Genomic DNA, 22,128 nt, shown 5'->3' with positions numbered 1-22,128 from the left:
CGCCCTTCCCCTCCTGCATCAAAACTATGCGCGGATCATCGGAAGTCGTGCGCGGAACAGCTCGATGATCTCCTTCGTTTTTCGCCTGCTCACAACCGCCTCATTTCCGCATCGCATTTTGAGTGCCCGGCCATCCGCTGCATAACCCACGACATAATCCGAATTGATCAGGAATGACTTATGCACGCGAATAAAATTATTATCCAGACTGACTGCCAGGGATTTGAGCGTTTTGCATATCAGATACTTTGTTCCCGTATGCGTATATAGGTAGGTATAATTGCCGTCCCCCTCGAATAATGTAATGTGATCGATACCAATGCTGACGGTCCGGCCCATGTGATGCACCGAAATATGTGCCGGGCGAACGGCGGCATCTGAGCGATCCTGTCGGCCCAATCCTATAAAAGCATTCATAATATGATTGATAAGGCTGTATTGATGAGACCAACTGCGAAATGATTGTAACGGAAGGAGACGATATCAACGGACGCCGACATTGAAACTACCTTCCGTCAGTGTGCGCTTAAGTGTGCCGGTAGCGTCCACGGCGGTGAAGCTGAATGTTCCCTGAAGGTTGCTGGCTGTTTTCTTAGTAATCGTAATGCTGCCGTCGCCGCCATTGATGGTCGAGAAGTCCTGCTTATCCAGTGTCATCATGGCAAAATTCACTGCATTGATCGGAAAAGTACCTTCACTTACCGTGTTTGGCAATGCAATCGCGACGATGTCGCTTGTTTTACTATTCATTCCATAGATAGCATAGTACCCGTCCTTTCCGGGGAAAGAAGCCAGGGCGTAAGAATAATCCGGCGCATACTCCTTCCCGTCTACTTTCACTTTGAAGCCCGCGGCAGATGATCCCTGGTCAGGATCTACGTCGTCGCTCTTTTTGCTGCATGCGGTCAGGATAGTGAGGCACAGGATAAACAGGATGCTCGATAATCTAAAAGTTTTCATGAACTGATGTTTTTAAGAAATTGTGTAGAAGTCGTTTGACACTTCAAAACTAATGGAATCAGCTCCCTGGCAATTAACCTACTATACGTGAGGACGGTTTGACTTTAAACGCGGTGAAAGCGGGGCTAAATCCGGCAACAGCGCACAGGTATTTGCCCAGAAATAGTTATGTTAGGAGCGCCGCCCGCATGGAGGAGTCAAGTACGTACGCATATGGAACTGCTTCAATTTGTAAAACAGTATATATCACTTTCCCCGGACCTGGAAGCGAAAGTCCTGATGGCTTTTAAAAACGAGGAACTATCCAAAGGGCACAGGCTGCTCTCGCCCGACAACTTCTCGCAAAAAGTATTTTACATTGAAAAAGGCATCGCGCGCACTTACTATATCAAAGACGGCAAGGATATCACCCACTCGTTCATCCCCGGCGGCGCATTTTTTCTTTCGATCGAGAGTGTCTTTTTCAACAACCCGTCCCCTTACGGAGCCGAAATCATGGAAAACGCCACGGTCAGGACGATTCTCTATCAGGATCTGGAAAAATTCATCGACGAGTCTAATGCGTTACAGAAATTAAGCCGGATCGTGATGATCAATGCCGTGAAAACTTTCTCGGACAAACTCTACTCGATCCAGTTCCAGTCGGCGCAGGAACGCTATAACTCCATGCTGGAAAAATTTCCGGATATCATGCTCCGTGTACCGCTCGGCCACATCGCTTCCTACCTGGGCATCACACAGGAAACGCTGAGCCGGATCCGGGCAGGAAAAGTTTGATAAAAATTTCGATCTTAGGTTACTTTTTGATCTAGATCAAAAGCATTGCCATCAAACGGCGCCAATTTTGCGCCAGGATTTTAACCTAACGGTCGTCCATTATGAAAAGCAATCTCATCTATCTTTTTCTTCCTCTCGCCGTTGTTACCGGCTGCAGCAAACCAAAAGACCAGGCCAAATCGGTTGAAAAACCGGTTCCGGTGATCACCCAACAGGCGCAGAACATTTCCGCCAATAACCGCATCTCGGTCAGCGGCAACGTCGAAGGCAACAAAACCGTCCGGCTGGGCTTTATGGTGGCTGGTAAGATCAATTACATTTCCGCATCGGAAGGGCAGCTCGTTAAGCAAGGCCAGCTGCTATCAAGCCTCGATCCGGCCAGTTACAGCATCGCCAAGGAAATCGCTGATGTGCAGGTTGCCCAGGTTCAGGACGAATACGACCGCCTGAAAGTCATGCACGACCGTCGCAGCCTGAGCGAAAGCGACTTTGCCAAAGTTGGTTTCGGGTTGCGGCAGGCCCGGGCACAGGAGAAGCTGCACGCCAAAAATCTCTCCGACACCAAACTATATGCGCCCATCAGCGGTGTCATGCTCAAAAAACTGACCGAGGTCGGCGAGATCGTCGGCACAGGGACACCCTTGTTCGTAGTTTCAGACATCCGTACAGTAAAAGTGAATGCGTATATCCCGGAAAGTGAGTTGCATAATATCAAGCTGGGTCAGGAAGCCAAAGTGCTGGTTTCCTCGTTGAGCGAGACTTTCACAGGAAAGGTGACCGAAGTCGGTTCTGCTGCCGATGCCGCCTCCCGGGCATTTACCATCAAGATTTCTCTTAATAATCCGAAATTACTGATCCGTCCGGGGATGATCGCCGAAGTGACTCTTGCTTCCAACCAGTCTAAAAAAGCATTAGTACTGCCTACCGAAGCCGTTTTGCATGACCAGGATAACCAGAGTTACGTTTTCGTAGCCGATCCCGGGCGCAAGATCGCGTTGAAAAGAAAGGTTAGTATCGGCCAGCTGACCGATAACCAGATCGAAATAACTTCAGGCATCACCGAAGGCGACCGCGTTGTAACCGGTGGCCAGAACAAATTGACTGACGGTACGCCTATTTCCATCACCCAATAAGCCGCGCTATGAACTTTGTCAAATCATCCCTGAAATATCCGCAGGTGACGCTGTCGGTATTGCTGCTGGTCTTTGCGACAGGCGTTTATTCGCTGCTGAATATGCCGCGCCGGGAAGACCCGAAAATCACCGTCAGACAAGGCCTGGTCATTGCCTATTTCCCAGGGGCCAACTCCGCCCAGGTAGAAGACCAGGTCACCAAAAAGCTGGAACAGTATCTTTTCCAGTTTGAAGAAATCCGTAAGGACAAAACCTACTCTACCACCCAGGATGGCATGGTCGTCGTGAATGTGGAGCTGGGAGAGAATGTCAAAAATCCGGACGTGTTCTGGAGCAAGCTCCGGCACCAGCTGCTGGTGGCCAAAACGGTAGATTTCCCCAAAGGCGTCCGCGGCCCCGTCGTCAACTCCGATTTCGGTGATACAGAGGCCCTGGTGATCGGTATTGAAAGCAATACAGCCACTTATGCCCAGCTAAAAGACTATACCCAGAAACTGGAAGATAACCTGCGCACCGTGAAATCGGTGTCGAAGATCAAACGGATCGGCGAACAGAAAGAGCAGATCACCGTTACTTCCAGTTCGGAAAAATTGTCACAGTACAACGTAAAACTCTCGCAGGTGGTGCAGCTGCTGCAATCGCAGAACGTCATCAGCCCGACCGGCGATATCAAAACGGCGACCAGCCAGACACCGCTTTACACGTCGGGGTACTACAACACGGAAAATGAAATTGCCAACCAGATTGTGGGAGCATCCAAAACGGGTGAACTGGTGCGACTGGGCGACATTGCCGAAGTGAAACGCCAGTACGCCGAACCCACGAGCAAAACCACGGTGAATGGGAACAATGCCATGATGCTCGCCATCCAGATGCAGGAGGGAAACAACATTGTAAAATTCGGAGAAGAAGTGACCGCTAAACTAGCTGAAACGGCACGCCTGCTTCCGTCGGACGTGACGCTGACAACCGTCGTGAACCAGCCCAAACTGGTGGACGAAAACATCAGCCACTTCATCCGCGAATTCTTCCTGGCCATCTTCTCTGTTGTCATCGTAGTGATCCTGCTACTCCCGATCCGCATTGCCGCCGTAGCTGCCATGGCCATTCCCATGACCATCGCGGTAACGTTCGCATTGCTGAATGCATTTGGCATCGAGCTGCACCAGGTTTCCCTGGCCGCATTGATCGTCGTGTTAGGAATGGTCGTCGACGACGCCATTGTCATCGCCGACAACTACGTGGAGCTGCTCGATGAGGGGGTGGAGCGTTGGACCGCGGCCTGGCGTAGCGCCACCGACCTGGTCGTGCCGGTACTGGCTGCTACCGTGACCATTATTGCCTCTTTTATGCCCATGGTGATCCTTACCGGCTCGGTCGGCGAATTCATTCATGCATTGCCGGTAACGGTAGCCATCGCATTGGCAGCCTCATTCATCGTCGCGATGATCCTTACCCCATTGCTTTGCTACACTTTTATCAAAAAAGGCCTTCACGATCACAGTGCTGGGGAAACCGACAAAAAGAAACGCATATCGCTTCTCGACCGCATGCAGAATGGTTACAACAGCGCATTGGAATGGTGTGTCAGGCATTCGGCCGTGACGATAGGCGTCAGTCTGCTGACCATCGTGCTTTCACTATTTGTGTACCAGGGTATTAAACAGAAGTTCTTTCCGGCTGCCGAACGTAACCAGTTTGTCGTAGAGCTCTGGATGCCCACCGGTACCAAACTGGACAAAACCAGCCAGGCGATCCTCAAAGCTGAAAAGCTCGTCAAAGGCGACGCGCGGGTGACTTCCTATGCCACGTTTACCGGTACCAGTGCCCCACGTTTTTACTACAACTTTTCACCGGAAGTGCCCGTCACCAACTATGCCCAGATCCTGATCAATACGACGGACGACAAGACTGCTGAAGAATTTGCACACGAGCTGGAAAAGAAAGTAGCGGCCCTGATCCCCGAAGGCTCACCGCAGGTGAAACTGATGCAGCAGGGCTCGCCCTACAAATCGCCCGTCGAAGTACGCATCGTGGGTGACGATATCAGTCGCCTGAAAGCCATCGGTACGCAGGTTCAGGAGATTCTTAAAAATGCAGAAGGCAGTGCGATGGTCCGCCCCGATTTCCGGGAAGATTACTACGGGATCAGCATTCAGCTCAAAGACGAGGCCAACCGGCTCGGGTTCACGACCGGCAGCATTTCCCAAATGGTGTACACCGGCTTCAACGGTGCGCCCATTTCGACGATGTATGAAGGCAACAACCCGCTCGATATTGTTTTCAGGCTCGACGAGCGCAACCGGCAGTCGTCCGACAATCTTGAAAACATCTATCTGGCATCGCCCGTAACGGACGCGAGTGTTCCCCTGCGCCAGATCGCCGAGCTGAAACCGCAATGGCAAACGGGCAAGATCATGCACCGCAACGGAGTCAGGACGCTCACGATCCTCAGTGAAACGGAAGGCGATGTGCTTCCTGCCGATCTGGTAAAAGAGATAAGCCCCAAAATAGCCGAAATACCCCTACCTGCCGGATACCGGATCGAGTACGGCGGTGAGCAATTCAACAAGAATGAGACGTTCAGCCAGATGATCGTGGTGCTGGCCATCAGTTTGGTACTCATTTTCTTCATCCTGCTGTTCCAGTTCCGCAGCCTGAAAGAAGCCGCACTCGTGATGCTCACGATTCCGCTCAGCCTTTTCGGCGCATTGATCGGGCTTTATATTACCCACAACAACTTCGGTTTCACGGCATTCGTGGGATTGATCAGCCTTTCAGGCATCGTGGTACGGAACGCCATTATCCTCGTCGACCATACCAACGAGCTATTGGGACACGGGATGGATATCCGTACAGCGGCGATCGAATCGGGAAAACGGCGATTGCGACCGATTTTCCTGACGGCCATGGCGGCGGCAATCGGCGTGCTGCCGATGATCCTCTCAGGCTCACCGATGTGGAGCCCCCTGGCGAGTGTGATCGCCGTAGGCGTGATCTGGTCGATGGTGATGGCCCTGCTGACCGTCCCGGTGCTGTACATTGCGATGATCAAGCCGCACGATAAAAAAGATCTGATGGTAACACCTGTTGCTGAACACCATGAAAACTAAGTCATTGCTCCCCATATTAGTCCTGCTCGCCGCCGCGATGCCCGCATACGCACAACAGGCGCAGCCGCTCACGCTCGAACAGGCAGTAGATCTTGCATTACAGAACAATCATCTGCTGAATGTGAGAAAACTTCAGGTTACGGAAAAGGAAGCGAAAATCGCCGAGGATAAAATCAAGAGATACCCTATCGCAACCGTCAATTCGGCCTATCAATACAATCCCAACCTCGGTTCGCTGGTGATCCCTCAGGGCTCGTTTGGCGCGTTGCCGCTCGGCGGGACGTCCGTTGAACTACCTAATGAGGAAAAGACATTCGCATTGGGTAAGCACCACAATTTCAATGCCGGTGTGACGGTTTATCAGCCCATCACTCAATTGGGAAAGATCAATACCGGCATCGCCATCGCCACTACCGATGCTGAACTTGCGCGGAAAGAGCAGCTCAAAGCGTCGCTGCAAATCCGGCAGGGCATCGAAAAATTATACTATGGATTGCTGATTGCCGAAAAACAGAAAGAAGAGGCCCGTGCCAAAATACAGTTCGCCCAGATGCGCCTTTATGACGTCGAAAGCGCATTGCTGTCTGGCAAAACGATAGACGTGAACAAGGCCGGCTTACAGGCCAACATCGCCGACGAAGAACAAAACCTTTTGAAGCTAAACATTCAGACGGAAGATTATTCCGCCGATCTCAAACAGCTTACGGGGATTCAGGCCGATAGCCTTTCCCTATCACCTATTGCCGCCTTAACCACCGCGCCCGCTGCGCTCGACACCTATCTGGCCAATGCATCTGCCGGAAACCCCGACATCCAGATCGCCAACCTGACCGTACTGAAAACAGAACAGGCGATCAAAGCCGCTTCACAAAGCAATCGGCCGGACATCGGACTCGTGGCAGGTTACTCCTACCAGACCGGTAACCTACTCTACCCGACCAACAACCCGTTCGTAGGTGCGCAGTTCAAATGGAACATACAGGACCTGATCGCCAACAAGCAGGTGATCCGGCAGCGGGAACTGCTTCGCCAGCAGGCTCGTGAGCATGTAGCCCATACGCAGGACCAGGTTAAAAACGATGTCTCCAAAGCACACCGCAAACTAAGCCAGGCCGCAGCATTAATCGCCGTTGCCGAGAAGGCGGTGCATTACCGCACCGAAGAACTGAAAGTGCAGAACGACAAGCAAACCTCCGGCCTGAACCTGCAAGCGGATATTCTGAACACCCGGTCGCTGCTCGCAAAGGCCGAGGCCGATTTGCTTGCCGCCCAGCTTAACTACCGGCTTTCAGTTTCGGACTTGCAAAGGCTGACTTCGGAATAGCGTGATTTAAGTCTTTTGAAACCAAGTATTATGGAACCGTCAATTCCAATGAATTGACCCAAACCGCCTGCCGGTCCATTTCCCGCCGGTATTGATTGAGCATAAAGGAACGGTCCATGTCGACCGGGCCGTCAAATACGGTCCGGCCATTGATAGCGACCTTAACATTTTGCTTCAAATCAACCATTTCCGGTGACAAATAGATCCTGACCTTCCCGACACGGGATGTTTTCAAGTCAAAACGGTTCCGGGCATACGTTGCCTGTACCGCCCCGGATTGTCTTGGTAATTCAAATGCCTGAGAGGTACTATCCAGCAAAACTGCGGGGTTCATCATATCGCGCCAGCCGGTAGCAGCAACATTAACAGGGCTTTGCCATACGGCAGCACGTCTTGCAGTGTCCAGCTTAGCTATTTCAAGCCAATCACAGCGGCCGTGTTTCGTATCATCGCATTCCCAATACAAATTGCTTTTGAAAGGGTTACGTGTTTGACCCGACATATAATCAAAAAGCGGTCCGTATACCTGATGCGCTAAACTATCTTTTGTATTGATCAGATATCCGTGAGACCGGTGCCCGCTGATTTCCTGGTTTCGCCAGTCAATCCCCAATTTTTGCGCCAGGCCGGTTACCGCTCTATGCCCTTCCAGTGGAAAATAATAGTCATAGTCGGTGGCGACATTATAAAAAGAACGGTTTAATGCATTCCTGAAAAATGTACCGCCGGTACGCACCTGCGGACGGTTGTTCAACCCCGAAAAGGCCGCAAACAAGCCCGGCTGTTTCATCAGGTAAGAGAATGCGCCGGTGGCCCCGTTGGAGTGGCCGGTAACATAAACCCGGCTATCGTCGATGGCATACAAATGCTTCACCTGCCGGACCAGCTCCGGCACCAGCTCAAAGCCATCGTCGGGCATCATCCAGTTGTAACGCGCGCTGCTATTCGGGAAAACGGCGATAAAGCCTGATTCACTTGCCTTTTGCATAAACATCCTGCCAAAGGGAACAAAAGCCGTAGTACTATCCGACACATCCGGGATGCGCGACTGCCGCCCTACGGCACCGTGAAGCACTACCAACAGGGGATGCGGGCGACCCGGATCGAAATTCAGTGGCAGCTGGATCAGGTAAGAAAATTCAAGGCTGTCCGCCAATTTCGCCCACGCATATACATACCTTCCATTCCGGGTGTAATGATGTTTCGGACGGCCTTCCTGGATGGCTTTGTACAGCGCAGCCGCCGACTTGATCTGAGATAGAGAATCAACGTGCCGGTTGGCTTGTAAACCAAGCTCCTGCTGATAGCTGCGAAAGGGCAAACTCGCCTTGATCTTTTCCTGCCGCTCCTGCTCTCTGAGGGCACTCACCTGGCTCATAAGTGCCTGCCATTGCAGATCGTCCCGCAACCAGTCAAAACTTTTGCCAAAACCCGCCTTGGTGGCAATCTCGGAATTCACCACCAGCCCGGCGTAATGAAGGGCTAACTCCCTATTCCTGTCCCGGCTGGCGAAGTCGGCGGCATTCAGGTATCGCCAGCTTTTTTCCTTAGGGTTGGCTTCACCCGCTTTCAGCGCCCAATGCATAGCTGCCTTCCAGTTTTCTTTACCCATATTAAATCCCATGCTGTCGAGTTCGGGACTACTTGACTGTGCTAAGCCATTGTGAACTAACTGAGTATTCAGGATCAGCCCGAGAAGAAAAAGACGCGAAAATACTGTAAAGGGTTTGAGCATATGAAGGCCGCACGTTTTGATTTCAGAAAATTCTTTTCGATTTCAGATAACGGTTACAAAGACAACTCTCCCCGCCAGATGTTGCATGGATGGTTACTGCATAAGATTCTGAGAAGATATTCTGACCGGCAGCCGTTACATTTTTTCACAACCACCTCCGAAACAAAAGCGATTAATGGCTAACTTGTAACCGATCACCTACACTAGTACAAAACTGTTTTACCGGCCATGAAGCATGCATTACTCATCCTCGCAGCATTTATATTTCTTATTTCTTGTAAAAAAGAAGACAGTCCGGCCCCTGATCCGGAAAACCCAGACTGGTATGTCCTGAGGGCTCCGGATAACCGCGATATCAAGGCTGTTCACGGCAATATCGACGATACCCTCGTGATCACGACCGGCTTTAAAATTTACCTTACCACCGACAAGGGTAAAAACTGGACGACGACCAATTACAATGCGCAGGTAGGTCTTTTCGGTTTTATGGAACAGCAAGACACGCTTTTTGTTTTGGAGAGCCAATACGGCAGTAGCACCGTCCTTGGTAATTCATTCGCAGGCCAACCTTCCTGGTACAGCGCCGATCATGGCCTCACCTGGCGGCAGGTGCGTAGAAGGGCCGCCATGGATGCCTGGAAAGTGCCTATCAACTATGCCTACTCCGGAAACGGCATTGTATTTGGTATCGATATCATACAAACCGGAAGCTATATCCAGACGGTTGGTATCAAATCGGAAAGCGGCCGAAGGATTTCCCTGCCCGCTCATCATCAGCTTATCAATGTCTATTTCGATCCCCAATCACGGCTATACGTGACCGGTTCTGCCCCGATTTGCGGCGAAGGAGAGGATTTCAAATACTGCAACGATCCCAACGGCACCGTCTACGTCTCAAAACACCCGATCCTTTTTTGAATGACGAATAACTGAATGAGCCGCAGTGAAACATTACTAGTTTCAGTTCCACTGCGGCAGTTCCACGGGGCCGTTCCACGGAGGGTCATTCAATACTTGTAAGCGGCGGTACATTCCTATCCGCACCGTCATACCCTGCATTCTGATTGATCACCCCTTTGGTGTTCGCCGTAATGACGAGTGAAGGAATAGGCCATAATGCGTGAAAAGGCGCCATGTTCGCCGTGTTGCCCAACAATTGTATTTTCTTTTCATAGGTATTGTTGTAACGCATCACGCGGTCGAAATAGAAGTTCTTTTCACTGAAATTATTCAGGCTATACCCATTCAAACCCGCTTTGGCCATGATGTAGGAAATGCGTACCAGTTCCGAATGGCGAGGTTCCTCGGCAAAAAGCTCCCGTGCACGCTCGTGCAGGATGAAATCGATCGTTACTTCTCCCGCAGAGATCGGCAGCGCTTTGGCCCGCTGTCTTACCTTGTTGATATCGTCGGCAGCCAATGCAAACTGGTTCTTCCAATAATATGCCTCGGCCCTTAGCAGGTAAGTTTCGGCCAACCTGAAAATATACCAGTCCCCGTTCCCTCCCATGGGTGTCGCCTTGGCATCGTCCTGCGGGTTAAACATGATGTAATGCGGCATCGCATACACATGCTTGAAGGTATCCACCTGCGCGGCGAGGAATTTGGTATTGATAGGTTTTCCAAAATCCACAGACGCCGGATTGTTGTATTTCAGCTCGTGAATGTCCACCCAGTTGATATCAGCCCGCCGCAAATCGGGTGTCGTACGCCAGTTATCGCCTTTGTACGACCAGATATTATACTGATAATGACCCGTAAGCCTGATATTGGCATTCCCGCGGCCCAGTGAATCGTACATCGGTCCGCTGGCCACCATGCCGGGCTTGCCCTGGCTGTCAAGCACCTGCGGCTGGAACCACTGGCAATTGTAGAGCCGCATTGTGTACAAACCAACCGAACGGGCGGCCGGTGGGGCTTCGTAGCGGTCGATCGCTGCCAGGATGGTTTCGGTGTTTTGCGCAATGCTGAAATTCTTGGCCCTGTGCAGGTCCCAGATCAGGTTCCGACTGCCCTTTGCCGCATCGACGCCAAAACGCTGGGTCATCAATGCATAAGGACCGTTAATGACCTTGTTCGCGATTTCAATGGCCTTATCGTATTCCAGGTTGGCCAGATAAACTTTCGTCAGCAGGTGATTGGCGGCCCCTTTTGTGATCACGCCGGGCTTGGCCGTTACAGGAAGCCATTCGGCGGCATACTCCAAATCGGATTGGATCTTGGAAAGAATCGTCCACCGGCTGTGCGTCTGAAAATCGAGTTTTGCTTCCTGGATTTCCCCACCCAGGAACGGCACATCGCCGTAGGAGTTAACAAGCCGGTAATACCAGTAAGCCCGGTGCCAGAGCGCTTCGGCCAGAATGGCGTTCCGGTCCTGGTCCGATTGCCATTTGATCTCGTCAATGCGGCTAATCAGAACATTACAATTTTTGATGGAGGAATAGATCTCGGTAAACATCTTCAAAAACCGGTAGTATTGATCAGTGTTGGGCGTGAGGTTATAGAAATCAAGCTGAGACCAGGGCGACGCGAGATCGGAAGCGGCAAACTCCATTGTCAGGTTCGGCATGGTGCCGGTGCACTCGTTTTTGAGGTCCTTGCGCATGGTAATTAGTAATGCCTCCATGCCCGCTTTGTCAACGAACACATTTTCGGGACTGAAAAACGACAAAGGCTCCGGTTTCAGCCAGTCTTTATCGCAGGAAGACTGTCCGAGCAGCAAAACAAAAAGGATCAGGTATGTCTGGATACGGATTTTCATAATGTCTGGGTTAATGCTGGTTACAATGAGAGATTAAGTCCAACCGTAAAATTCTTCGGCATCGGTATATTGAAACCGTCTGGATCCCACGCTTCAGGATCCCATCCCGGCCATTTGGTGAAGGTCAGCAGATTGCGGGCGGATGCGAAAATACGGACATTGTTCACTTTCAGCTTTTTAGCAAGTTCCGTTGGCAAAGAATAGCCCACATTAACGTCCTGCACGCGCAGGAACGAAAGCTTCTTGTAAACCTTGATCCCGCCGCCGAACACATTGGTGTTTGTATTAAGCCTCGCGTAGTCGTTGATCTGGTTCTCAGGTGTCCAGTAGGGAAAATCATTGGTATTCCGCCGGTCGTAAGTATCGGATCCTCCCATACGCAACCCTTCGGCAAACGGCGCAATGTGCCCGAGCTCGCTCCGCAGAAAAATGCTGGCTGTAAAATTTTTCCAGAAAGTAAATTCATTCCGCAAACCGATCCGGAACCGCGGCTGACGGTAACCGATAAACTGCTTGTCCATCAAGGCCTCGTACTTGCCATTGCCATCGACGTCCGTCGCTTTGAAATCGCCGGGCTGCAATTTGTACACGGCCGCAGCATCCTTTTCGGCCGTTTGCCAGATACCCGTCACGTTGTAATTCCATACCCGATCGATCGCCTGGCCGGGAAACCATTCATTGGAATAGTCGGGAAGTTCACTCCGTACCGTTTTACCATTGACAGTTTCTTCCTTGTAATCGCCGAACAAACGCTTGATCTTGTTGCGGTTGAACGAAAAAACCAGTCCGCTGCGCCACGAGAAATTGGCCTTCTCGGTATTGATGGTGTTGATTGTCATTTCGAAACCCCTGTTCCCCAGCAAGCCCAGGTTGGTTGTAATGTCCTTGAAACCGGTGATTTCGGGCAGCAGGCGTTTCATGAGCAGGTCGGTGGTGGTCATGTCATAATATTCCACGCTCATGTCGATCCTGTTTTTCAATAAACTGGCGTCCAGCCCCATGTTGATCGATTTTGTTTTTTCCCAAACCAGATTCGGGTTCGCCAGCGAGGTGTTGTAAACGCCTACCTGCACATTGGTACCGTCATAATACATGGCCGACAGCAGCTGCGCCAAGGCAGAATAGGCACCGATATCCCGGTTACCATTCACACCCCAGGACAGTCTCAGCTTCGCCTGGCTGACAAATCCGATGTTAAAAAACTTCTCTTCGGATATCTTCCACGCCAACGCGGCTGCCGGAAAAACGGCTCTCGGCTGCTTGGTACCAAATGCCGAAAAGCCATCGCGACGCACGGACGCGGTGATCAGGTATTTGTCCAGCAAGGTGTAGTTGATCCGCGCCATCGCTGCGTCCCCGGTGATCTGGGTATCGTTCGTTTCCAGGGCCGGGCTGGTGCCATATTGCAATCCGTGAAAACCCAGGTTCTCATTCGGCACAAAGGTCTGGTTGGCGATTTTGGAGTACCAGCCACGGTTCCGCTCGGCACTGTAAAGTAATGTGACATCGAACTGGTGAACACCAAACTGCTTGTTCCAATGCAGCAGGTTATCGAGGATGTATTCGTAGGTTGAAGCATCGGCGCGGGTTCCGTATCCTCCCGAACGCGTGGAGCCACCGTCCAGCGTTTTGGAAGACCAGAAGTTGTAATCTTTGGATGTCTCATAGCGGGGCTGAAAGGATATTTTGTAATCCAAACCAAAAGGCAGCTTAATCTTCCCGTACAGCGATGCAAACAGGGTATTCACTTTTTTTAACCTTTCCTGCCCGTAGTAGTTGATCAGCGGATTGGCCACCGCGAAACTATTCGGATACCACGAGACGTCGCCATTGGCATCGAACATCGATCCGTAAGGGCTCATGATGAACATCTGCCCGAGGTTGGCAGGCACGGTACTCTCGTCCCGGTCGGCAAACTGGCTGTTGACACCCACATTCAGCCAGTCGGTGACCTTGAAATCTACATTGAGACGGGAACGAATGGTCGAAAATTTGTCGCCCCGTAATATTCCCTCGTTGTTCTGGTAGCCCAAAGACCAGTAATAAGTCACGTTCTGGGAGCCGCCTCCTATGCTGACGTCGTAGTTCTGGCGTAGGCCGGTACGGATCACTTCCTTGTACCAATCTACCGTCTTCCCCGCCAGGTAATTCTCCGTCTCGACCGGGAAAAAGCGCAGACGGCTGAGCCACTCCTGGGTATTATCCGCCTGCGGGTTATTGCTCGCGTTCCGCCATTGTTCCAGCGAAACACCTGCCGGTAGCGTACCCGGGTTGTCATAATAAAAACCAGGACGATCGGGATTGGTGGCCCGAAGCAGGTCGCGACGGAACGAAAGATACCCCTGCGCATCGAAAGGCCGGAAGTCGTTCGCGGTTTGGGCCGTACCCACGTTCGCAGACACCTGGATGACCGGCTTGCCCGTGGTTCCCTTTTTGGTAGTGATCAAGATGACGCCGCCTGCTGCCCTTGCACCGAAAACCGCCGCCGAGCTGGCATCTTTCAGAATGTCCATGGTTTCAATGTCCGCCGGGTTGATGTCTGCGATACTGCCATTGAAAATCACCCCGTCCATGACGACCATCGGACTGGAATTGGCGGTAAGCGACTTCGGCCCCCTGATTTGCAGCGAACTTCCTCCCGCGGCCGTGGTCGCCTGGTTCGCATTGAAACCCGCCACCGTCCCCGTGAGCATATCCGTAAGCTGGGTCATCGGCTGGTTTTTGAATGTTTTGGAATCGATCCGGATTACGGCGCCGGTCAGATCGCTTTTCTTCATCGTGCCATAACCTACCACTACCAGTTCGTCGAGCGCATTGGTACTGGGTTTCAGGCTGACCGTGATGACAGACTGGTTGCCTACCTGCACCTCCTTCATCACATAACCCACATAGCTGAATGAAAGCACGTCGGTGGTCGCGGCCTGTACGCTGTAACGGCCTTCTGCATCGGTGGTGGTACCCCGCTGGGTTCCTTTCACGACGACGGTCACGCCGGGAAGTCCCTGGTTATTCAAACTGTCGGTAATTACGCCCGTCACGTCTTTCAGATTTTGTCCAAGCACGGCCAGCGGGCTCAGCCATACAACAAAAACGAGGATACGGGCCCATTTCGGGATCGGTAGTCTTACATGCATAGAAATTGTGTTTAGGATTTGAAAAATGGGTTATCAGAAGTCACCGGTTAAAATCTCAGGCACAATACATCCAGCTTCGCAATGCAGCTTACGAAGTCATTTCTAATGCATTTTCAGCATCAGGCAGTATTTAATTTCGGCTTATAGCAATGTTACAAGTAAATCGATCGGCATCCACGCAAATCGGCAAAAATAGTACCGATAACGTTCTCGAAAACCGATTATGCTGATTATGAGGAGGGAAATGGATGTTTTATGATACGCTACCGAACGAGGTATTGCCGGAAGCCCGCGGACATCGTGTCGGCCACGGTTCCATCCGGCTTTTTGTAAATCAGATATGCCTCCACACGCGGCGCTTCACGCAGAATCGCGAATGCGCGCGTAAGGCCCGCTGCGAGCAATGCATTGTCGAAGCCGTCGGCGGTAATGGCATCCGGCGCGACGACCGTCGCGCTGATAATTTCGCTTTGGGAAGGATAGCCCGTCGAGGCGTCGATAATGTGTGACAGGCGTTTGCCGCCGGCCTCCCGGAACTTTCTGTAACTGCCCGAGGTGGTAACGGCGCCCTCGCCTATCCTGATGATCTCGCGAATGCCTGCCTGCTCAAATTCGTTGGCCGACGGTGTTTCGATCCCGATTGTCATGGCCTCGTTTTCAGGATATTTTTTACCCCTGACACGGATTTCACCGCCGACTTCCACAATGTAATTGACGGTACCCCGCGATTCCAGAAAACCAGCCACCACGTCCACTGAATAACCCTGGGCGATGCCGTTGACATCGATTTTTACGCAAGGCAGCTTTTTAACCAGCTTGCCGTTTTTGAAAGCCAGCTTCCCGGACCCTACACAGGCCAATGCCGATCGGACGGCCGTGCTGTCGGGTAGTGCATTGATTTCCTTCGTTCCAAAGCCCCACATCCGCACAAGCGGGTACACTGTGACATCGAATGCACCACCGGTGATCCTAAAAACGTCCAGAGATTTCCGGATGACCCGCTCGAAATGGGTATCCATGATAACCCCATGTTCCGATTCGTTGAACCGGTTGATCAGCGAGCCTGGTTTGTAAATGGAAAGGGAGGTGTCGAGGGTTTTAAATATGCTGTCGATTTCCTCCTGCCTGACACATGCTTTTTCGGCAAAATAGGTAATGCCGTATGTGGTACCCTGTGCCTGACCGGTGATCCGGAACGTGCCGGAATGCGGGCGGGATGCGATGCAGAAAAATAGAAGTAGCATGGCCAGGGCCGATGTTGTTGGTGATAACACCAACAACGGCTTCGGTGATAACACCAACAATGGCTTCGGCTTCCGTGAAAGCCCCTTGCGTCGGCCCTTCCACGTTTTGTCCGATGTGGTGATGTCGCCCATTCGCTATCAGGCTGAATATTCCGGCTTCCAGTATTGAACCGACTCCGTGTCAGCAGCCGCATTGCCCATGTGTATCGCGATCGAGCCGTCCCGGCCCGTTTCGACGTTTGACATCGGTTGCTTTTTTGTTCTTACGCATTCGGCAAAATCCTTCAATGCGAAAACCGTCGGTTCAAGCTGTTCTTCTCCGGGCTTCCCGAATTTCAGTTCCACACCCGTGCCTTGGGTGGTGACGGCTATGGTGGCACCGGTGACACCGTCAACAACGCCTTTGGCATGATTGGTCGTTTCCGGATAAATGAGTGCCTTGTCCCGCAGGATCTCGGCGGTAGCTTTATCACCTAATATCCTGATACTGTATCCATTATAAGCATTGGACAAAACAGAAGTGACACTGGCCTTAATGCCGTTGGGATAATCGTAAACGGTGCGAATATTGTCATAGGTATCCCTCCCATCTTTCCAGTAATTGATCCCTCCCAGGCCCACCACCTTCACCGGATGACTGTCCACGAGGTAGTTCACCACGTCGATCTCATGCGCGCAAAGTTCCGAAAGCGGCCCTCCGCAGTACTCGCGGTACATCCGCCAGTTGACCGCCCGCTCCATTTTTGGATCTTTTACGGGAAATCGCCAGTTGGAATTGCGGTTGTACTGGCATTCGAAATGCGTGATCCTGCCCAACCAGTTCTCCCTGATGATTTCCTTCACCCGATGGTAAAGCCCGTAATAGCGGTACTGGTACCCGATCTGGAAAACGAGGCCCGAAGTCTTCACCTTTTTGACCAGGTCGATGGCCTGCGGTATGTCGTAAGTCATCGATTTTTCCAGGTATATATGCTTCCCGGCCTGCAGTGCGGCTACTGCCATTGGATAATGCAGGTAAAGCGGTGTTGCAATTACGACCGCGTCGATGCCCTTGTCGTCCAGGAGCTTGCGGTAATCGGTGTAACCCTTTGCGCTTTTGGCGGCAAGGCTGAGCCCTTTTTGTAAATTTTCAGGGATAATGTCACAGCAGGCAACCAACTCGAAGTCAGGCATTTCTTTGATCAGCGTCGCCAGGCCGGCTCCCCTGGAACCCGTACCGATCATGCCCAGCCTGATTTTGTCGGCAGGCCGGACGGGCTTTCCCCAGGCTGGTGAAAGGGCACTGGTGAGCCCGGCGCCCGCCATAGCGGCAAGACCGGTGGCAATAAAATCTCTTCGTGAAGTAGATGATTGGATCATGGGTCAGAATAGGTTTAGAAACGTTACGGGCACGTGCCCGTAAATGTAGTTATTTTTTGTTCAGATCATGAATTGCTTCCCGGGATTTTTTTAGAAATAAAAAAGGTCCCGGCAAGGCGTTGCCGGGACCAAGCCGGAGCGGATCAGGGCTTTACAAAACGAAGCCCGGCAGAGATCCCCACACGGTACGGCTGATAGTAGAACGGGTTTGCGAAACCTTTGACCTTAACCGGACTAAATTCTGCATAAGGGCCGATGCTGAATGCCGTGTTCCGACTGACGGCAAATTGTTTTCCTAATCCCAGGCTCACCCACCCCAGGCTCTGCCTGGTGTTCAAAGCATGTGAATATTCCAGACCGAAAGCCGCGTAGAACCGGCTGACCGGTGAATGGCCCCAGCGTAATTGCCTTGCGATACCAATGCCGAGCATGGAAAATCTCCTGTCCTCCTCCATTCTGTCGCCCTGGCGTACCGTGTGGTACTCACCCTTTTCGTCGGGTTTGACGAGGTAATTGTTATTGGCGATTTCGTACGAATACGTTTGCCTGAAATGACTGTAATGCAGCTGCACCTGAATCCCCTTTCGCTCTGCCCCGCCGCTGAATTTATAGCCCATGGACCGGGCTGTAAACAATGACGGAAAGCTGAAATTCTGAAAATCCTTCGCCGCCGAGGACGGCACCGTCAGGATCTGGTACGAATGCAATGCCGATACATTGAAAAGCCAGGCAATTCTGGCCGGATTGGTCACGATCGCTTTCGCAGGCTTATACGTGGGGGACACCACATTACGCAGGTGAAGCGGTATGGGTGCCTCCGTTAACGGCATTCCTGCGAGTTCGTTCAGTAGAAACGCGTTCTCGGCAGAATCCACAGCCTCAGGAATGGTCTCCGGCAGTGCAGCGCTCATTATATCATAGTCCAAAATGCCCTGCTGCGGGCCTTCGGCACGGTCGTAGCGCCTGGCGCTGCTAATGCGGCTTTGGCTAATCGCAGCGCCTTCGACCTTCCTGTCAACCCCTGTTATGCTACCCGTTGCCGGCTTCCGATCAGGTCTTTTACCAAAAACGTTTACTTTTTTATCTGTGACCGGCACCGGAAGTTCTTTGCGCCCGGGCGCCTTGTGCCGTGATGCGGCGTTGATCCGCGATGCCGCCTCGGAATGCGTTTCCACGGATGCGATGCCGCGGTCCGATTCCATAGCTGCTGCACGCTCATGGGCAGTCACGCGTTCGGGGGCCTCGTTCACGGGCGACGTTACAGGGGCTTTTTTATCGTTTGATACGCTGAATGGCGCATTACTTTCGTTCAGGTACCAGTTCATCAACAATCCCGACAGGGTGATCAGCAACAGCGGACCTGTCAGCCACCAGTATTTCCAGCCCCGTGACGGTTTCAAACGCGCACGTATGCGTGCGTAAGCACCCGGATTGGGCTGCTCTTCATAGTCATCAAACTTTCGTTTGAGGACGTCGCGCAGGGCTTCGTTAAATTTGTCCTCAGCAGTTTTCATGATGTACTATTCCTTTTAGTTCCAGTTTTTTCATCAGCAGGTTACGTCCTCTCATAAACTGCGACCGTGCAGTCGCGTCCGAAATACCCAGCATTTCACCGATATCGGTGTGTGTATAGCCGTCAATCAAATGCAGGTTGATCACCGTTCTGTATTTATCAGGAAGCTCGTTGATGACTTCGACAAGGTCCCTCATATTCATCTGATCGATCATCCGGATGTAGTCGTCCGATTCGATCTGCCATTCCATCCCGTCGATCGTACTGTGCAGCTCCTCCTGCCGCGTGGTGCGGTTATAGTAATTGATCGCTGTCCGGATCACCGTCACTTTTACCCAGCTATCCACCGCATCCGGGTCTTTCAGGTCGCCGATATTGTTGAATATCTTCACAAATGCGTCCTGGAAAATATCGTCGGCCTCCGCCACTGTCCGCGCGTAACGACGACAGATACCCGTCATCCTGGCTTTGTATCGCTCATAAAATACAGTCTGCGCCCTCGGCTCCTGTTTCTGGCAGGCTTTCACGAGGCTGGCTACGCTGTCGTATTTTTTTGAGAGAAAGAATTTCATTAGGAACGTTGGCTCAGGAACTTGACTAAACTTAATTAATTACTATTTTTTAGTATAATATTACAGCATATTTTTTGTTCAACACATTGAAATCCTGATCGAAGTACAACTCGCACCGCCCGGTATTGGCTGTTAAGGTGATGTAATAACTGGTGAGCCCGCGGTAATTGCTTACCAGTTTTCTTTCGTATGCAAATCCGGCAAGTTCCGGAAGGCTCGCTACATATTGCTGGATTGGGGCGGGAACTGTTTCCAGGTTTGATGGTACGCCGGTAACACCGGGTTCAGTGAAGGCGGTGCTGCTCCATCGCAACTTCCCTTTTTCATCAAACAGCATCGATACCCGTTCTGATTGAGTGTTATTCGAACCGATGACATAGTAGAGCTTGGAGTAATCCAGCCTGACCCAGGTCTGCGCTGTGACGAAGTTCATATTGGGTATGCCCCTGATGGTGTCCGATACAAATGCGGGGAGGTCAGCTCTTTCGTAAGTGGTGATCCGATACAATGCCGGGTCGAATGAAGCCCAACTGTTGCTTGACGGATTCACCCCGGCCCATTCGAACGAGTAATTTTCGCCGTTAAAATGGTACATCAGTTTATTTTTGGCAGACGCGGCGAAAAAAGCGGTCGTATACGCCGACAACGTACCATTACCGAACGCTGTTTTTTGCAACGATTCCTGCAACACGGCCGGCACGCCATCCACCGACACTTTGAAAGTCTCCCACATTTTGCCATAATCCACCAGAGAGGAATAGCGATCGGACTCCGATTTCAACTTCACTTCCCATATTTTGTCTTGAAGGATCGGCTTGAAAACGAGCTCTTCCGCTTTCGGGAATTTGTCTTTGACCACCTTCACGGCCGCCTCAGGAATCTCCTTGCCCGGGTCAGTCGGCCGAAGATCATTAAGGTTATTACAACTGCAAATAGCCAGTGCAAGAGCGGTTATAAGAGCGAGGGGCTTCATATTCAGAAATTTACCCAAAAAAGAGACTAGTACTTCGTAATCAAACAATTCATTTTAAGGAAACACCACAAACTTCGCATTGCTTTGCTGCATGGGTGCCCGGTAATATTCGTACATCGGTTTCAGCGTAACCTTGTAAGTAACCTTGCCCAGCCTGGGATCATCATCTTCGAAGATAAACCGCATACTCGGCTTGACGGTTGCCTTTTTCGCTTCTTCGAGCGACATGCGAACATTGAAACTGGACGGGTCCAGATATCCTTTCTTGCCTGGCACAATCATAGGCAGGTAACTGGTCGTCCCTATGGTTTCAACACCCAGCGTCCCTTTTTCATCATCCCATTGTAAGCTCATTTGCGTCGGGAGATAGATCCGGATATTCAGACTAAAAGTAAGCGCATTACCCGGCATTTCCGTGTTGGGAATAGGATGTCCACCATGAAACATCAGCTGCCCCTTTCCCTTTTCGACGAAAAAATTCAGGTAGGCCGCATTCGTGTAGGCCCGCAGTAAAGTATCTTCCTTAAACATATCGACCGAATCCTTCCCCACGAAACGCCATGAATCCGTTACATAGAACGACCGCCTGCCAAGCCACATGGAAACCGTATCACGATCAAGCCGGACAGGTTCCGGTTTGGGATCGGGCTGGTCTTTTCCATCATTTGAGCAGCTAAATTGTGCCAGCCCCGCGGTCACCAAAAAGGTCAATAGAATCAGCTTTTTCATGGTATAAGTAAGTTCAGAATACAACAAAGCTTGCATACGCTTGTTGAAGCGGTTCGCGGTAGTACTCATACATGGGCTTAAGAATAAGCTTATAAGTTACCTTGCCCAGCCTTGGATCTTCATTTTCGTATATAAATACCATCCGGGGTTTCACTTTCGCCGCCGCGGCTTGCTCCCAATGCAGATAGTTCACCAAGGAAGATGTTTCGAGATAGCCTTTTTTCCCGAGGACGATCATTGGAAATGTGCGCTCGGCTCTCTCGCTCTCTACCCTGACAGTACCTTTTTCCTCGTCCCAATATGCGCGCAGGCCCGTGGGCAGCTGGACGCGGATCCTGACGCTGAACGTAAGGGAATTTCCAGGCATCGACGTGTTGGGAACGGGATTACCACTCCAAAAATTGATGTAACCGGTATCCATGTGGAATTGCAGATAAATTGCTCTTCTGTAAAAATTGTAAAGTGTATCCAGTTTGAACAAATCCACGGAATCTTTACCGATAAACCGATAAGCCTCTGCTACATACAGTGGCTTGTAAAGCGCGTACTCCACTGAATCCCTGTTGAGCTTTACAGGCACAGGTTTGGGATCCTGTTTTGGCACCTCCTGTTTGGAACAACCAAAATGCCACACGATGAGCATTAGTAAACAGCCGATTGATAAAAGCTTCTTCATAAAAGGTGTCAGGCAGGTGAACGGTTAAGCGTTTTGCGGTTCCAGATACAAAGACACTCGCGTCCGTCGGGAGCGTGGCGATTTGAATGGTATTTTTTCATTTCAAAACAAAAAAAGCACTGCAA

Annotated in this window: 18 protein-coding genes; 6 read left to right on the top strand and 12 right to left on the bottom strand. The window is 51.3% G+C overall.

All coding sequences use genetic code 11. The features are described from left to right. Positions 1–24 precede the first annotated feature (24 nt). Positions 25–417: a LytR/AlgR family response regulator transcription factor gene (locus BP71_RS02815; protein ID WP_496376380.1), complete on the bottom strand. Its 393-nt coding sequence runs from the start codon at positions 415–417 to the stop codon at positions 25–27. 66 nt (positions 418–483) lie between these two features. Beyond that, a complete protein-coding gene (locus BP71_RS02810; RefSeq protein WP_496376378.1) occupies positions 484–960 on the bottom strand; it encodes a DUF6252 domain-containing protein in 477 nt (158 codons plus the stop codon). 213 nt (positions 961–1,173) lie between these two features. Between BP71_RS02810 and BP71_RS02805 the strand changes: the two genes are divergently transcribed. The 4 genes from BP71_RS02805 (at position 1,174) to BP71_RS02790 (ending at position 7,307) form a co-directional block, all read left to right on the top strand. Continuing rightward, positions 1,174–1,737 (top strand): Crp/Fnr family transcriptional regulator, encoded by a 564-nt coding sequence (locus BP71_RS02805; protein WP_496376376.1) that lies wholly within the window; start codon positions 1,174–1,176, stop codon positions 1,735–1,737. A gap of 101 nt (positions 1,738–1,838) precedes the next feature. Next, positions 1,839–2,870, top strand: a complete 1,032-nt coding sequence (locus tag BP71_RS02800) for an efflux RND transporter periplasmic adaptor subunit (RefSeq protein ID WP_496376374.1) — start codon at positions 1,839–1,841, stop codon at positions 2,868–2,870. Positions 2,871–2,878: 8 nt separating this feature from the next. After that, positions 2,879–5,983, top strand: coding sequence for an efflux RND transporter permease subunit (locus BP71_RS02795; RefSeq protein WP_496376372.1), 3,105 nt, complete (start codon positions 2,879–2,881; stop codon positions 5,981–5,983). Beyond that, positions 5,973–7,307, top strand: coding sequence for a TolC family protein (locus BP71_RS02790; RefSeq protein ID WP_496376370.1), 1,335 nt, complete (start codon positions 5,973–5,975; stop codon positions 7,305–7,307). The genes BP71_RS02795 and BP71_RS02790 overlap by 11 nt, the downstream gene beginning before the upstream one ends. A gap of 28 nt (positions 7,308–7,335) precedes the next feature. Here BP71_RS02790 and BP71_RS02785 read toward each other — a convergent pair whose 3' ends face one another. Further along, positions 7,336–9,042 carry a hypothetical protein gene (locus BP71_RS02785; protein WP_496376368.1) on the bottom strand — a complete coding sequence of 569 codons (1,707 nt, stop codon included), beginning with the start codon at positions 9,040–9,042 and terminating at the stop codon, positions 7,336–7,338. A gap of 228 nt (positions 9,043–9,270) precedes the next feature. On the opposite strand from BP71_RS02785, the gene BP71_RS02780 reads away from it, so the two are divergent. After that, the gene (locus BP71_RS02780) at positions 9,271–9,960 is read left to right on the top strand and encodes a hypothetical protein (RefSeq protein ID WP_496376366.1); all 690 of its coding nucleotides are present in this window, start codon (positions 9,271–9,273) and stop codon (positions 9,958–9,960) included. Positions 9,961–10,045: 85 nt separating this feature from the next. Here BP71_RS02780 and BP71_RS02775 read toward each other — a convergent pair whose 3' ends face one another. From BP71_RS02775 to BP71_RS02765, 3 genes are all read right to left on the bottom strand, one after another. After that, entirely contained in the window at positions 10,046–11,803 is a 1,758-nt protein-coding gene (locus tag BP71_RS02775; protein WP_496376364.1) for a RagB/SusD family nutrient uptake outer membrane protein, read from the bottom strand. 20 nt (positions 11,804–11,823) lie between these two features. Continuing rightward, positions 11,824–14,937 (bottom strand): SusC/RagA family TonB-linked outer membrane protein, encoded by a 3,114-nt coding sequence (locus BP71_RS02770; RefSeq protein ID WP_496376362.1) that lies wholly within the window; start codon positions 14,935–14,937, stop codon positions 11,824–11,826. Positions 14,938–15,200: 263 nt separating this feature from the next. Further along, the gene (locus BP71_RS02765; RefSeq protein ID WP_496376360.1) at positions 15,201–16,181 is read right to left on the bottom strand and encodes an FAD:protein FMN transferase; all 981 of its coding nucleotides are present in this window, start codon (positions 16,179–16,181) and stop codon (positions 15,201–15,203) included. Between BP71_RS02765 and BP71_RS02760 the strand changes: the two genes are divergently transcribed. Next, the gene (locus BP71_RS02760) at positions 16,180–16,350 is read left to right on the top strand and encodes a hypothetical protein (RefSeq protein ID WP_496376358.1); all 171 of its coding nucleotides are present in this window, start codon (positions 16,180–16,182) and stop codon (positions 16,348–16,350) included. The genes BP71_RS02765 and BP71_RS02760 overlap by 2 nt on opposite strands. On the opposite strand, the gene BP71_RS02755 is transcribed toward BP71_RS02760, so the two are convergent. From BP71_RS02755 to BP71_RS02730, 6 genes are all read right to left on the bottom strand, one after another. Further along, positions 16,320–17,540 (bottom strand): Gfo/Idh/MocA family protein, encoded by a 1,221-nt coding sequence (locus BP71_RS02755; RefSeq protein ID WP_496376356.1) that lies wholly within the window; start codon positions 17,538–17,540, stop codon positions 16,320–16,322. The two genes, BP71_RS02760 and BP71_RS02755, sit on opposite strands and share 31 nt — an antisense overlap. Positions 17,541–17,683: 143 nt before the next feature. Beyond that, positions 17,684–19,054 carry a hypothetical protein gene (locus BP71_RS02750; RefSeq protein WP_496376354.1) on the bottom strand — a complete coding sequence of 457 codons (1,371 nt, stop codon included), beginning with the start codon at positions 19,052–19,054 and terminating at the stop codon, positions 17,684–17,686. Then, on the bottom strand, positions 19,041–19,625 hold the full coding sequence (locus BP71_RS02745) for an RNA polymerase sigma factor (protein ID WP_496376352.1): 585 nt from the start codon (positions 19,623–19,625) through the stop codon (positions 19,041–19,043). Before BP71_RS02745 ends, BP71_RS02750 begins: the two co-directional genes overlap by 14 nt. Positions 19,626–19,674: 49 nt before the next feature. Further along, complete coding sequence (locus BP71_RS02740; RefSeq protein ID WP_496376350.1) at positions 19,675–20,598, bottom strand: hypothetical protein; 924 nt, start codon at positions 20,596–20,598, stop codon at positions 19,675–19,677. Between the two features lie 54 nt (positions 20,599–20,652). After that, complete coding sequence (locus tag BP71_RS02735) at positions 20,653–21,327, bottom strand: hypothetical protein (RefSeq protein WP_496376348.1); 675 nt, start codon at positions 21,325–21,327, stop codon at positions 20,653–20,655. 13 nt (positions 21,328–21,340) lie between these two features. Then, complete coding sequence (locus BP71_RS02730) at positions 21,341–22,003, bottom strand: hypothetical protein (RefSeq protein WP_496376346.1); 663 nt, start codon at positions 22,001–22,003, stop codon at positions 21,341–21,343. Positions 22,004–22,128: the final 125 nt, after the last annotated feature.

Source organism: Dyadobacter ginsengisoli DSM 21015, from assembly GCF_059568735.1.
Note: the sequence above shows the minus strand (reverse complement) of the source record. Positions and strands in the feature narration are given on the sequence as shown.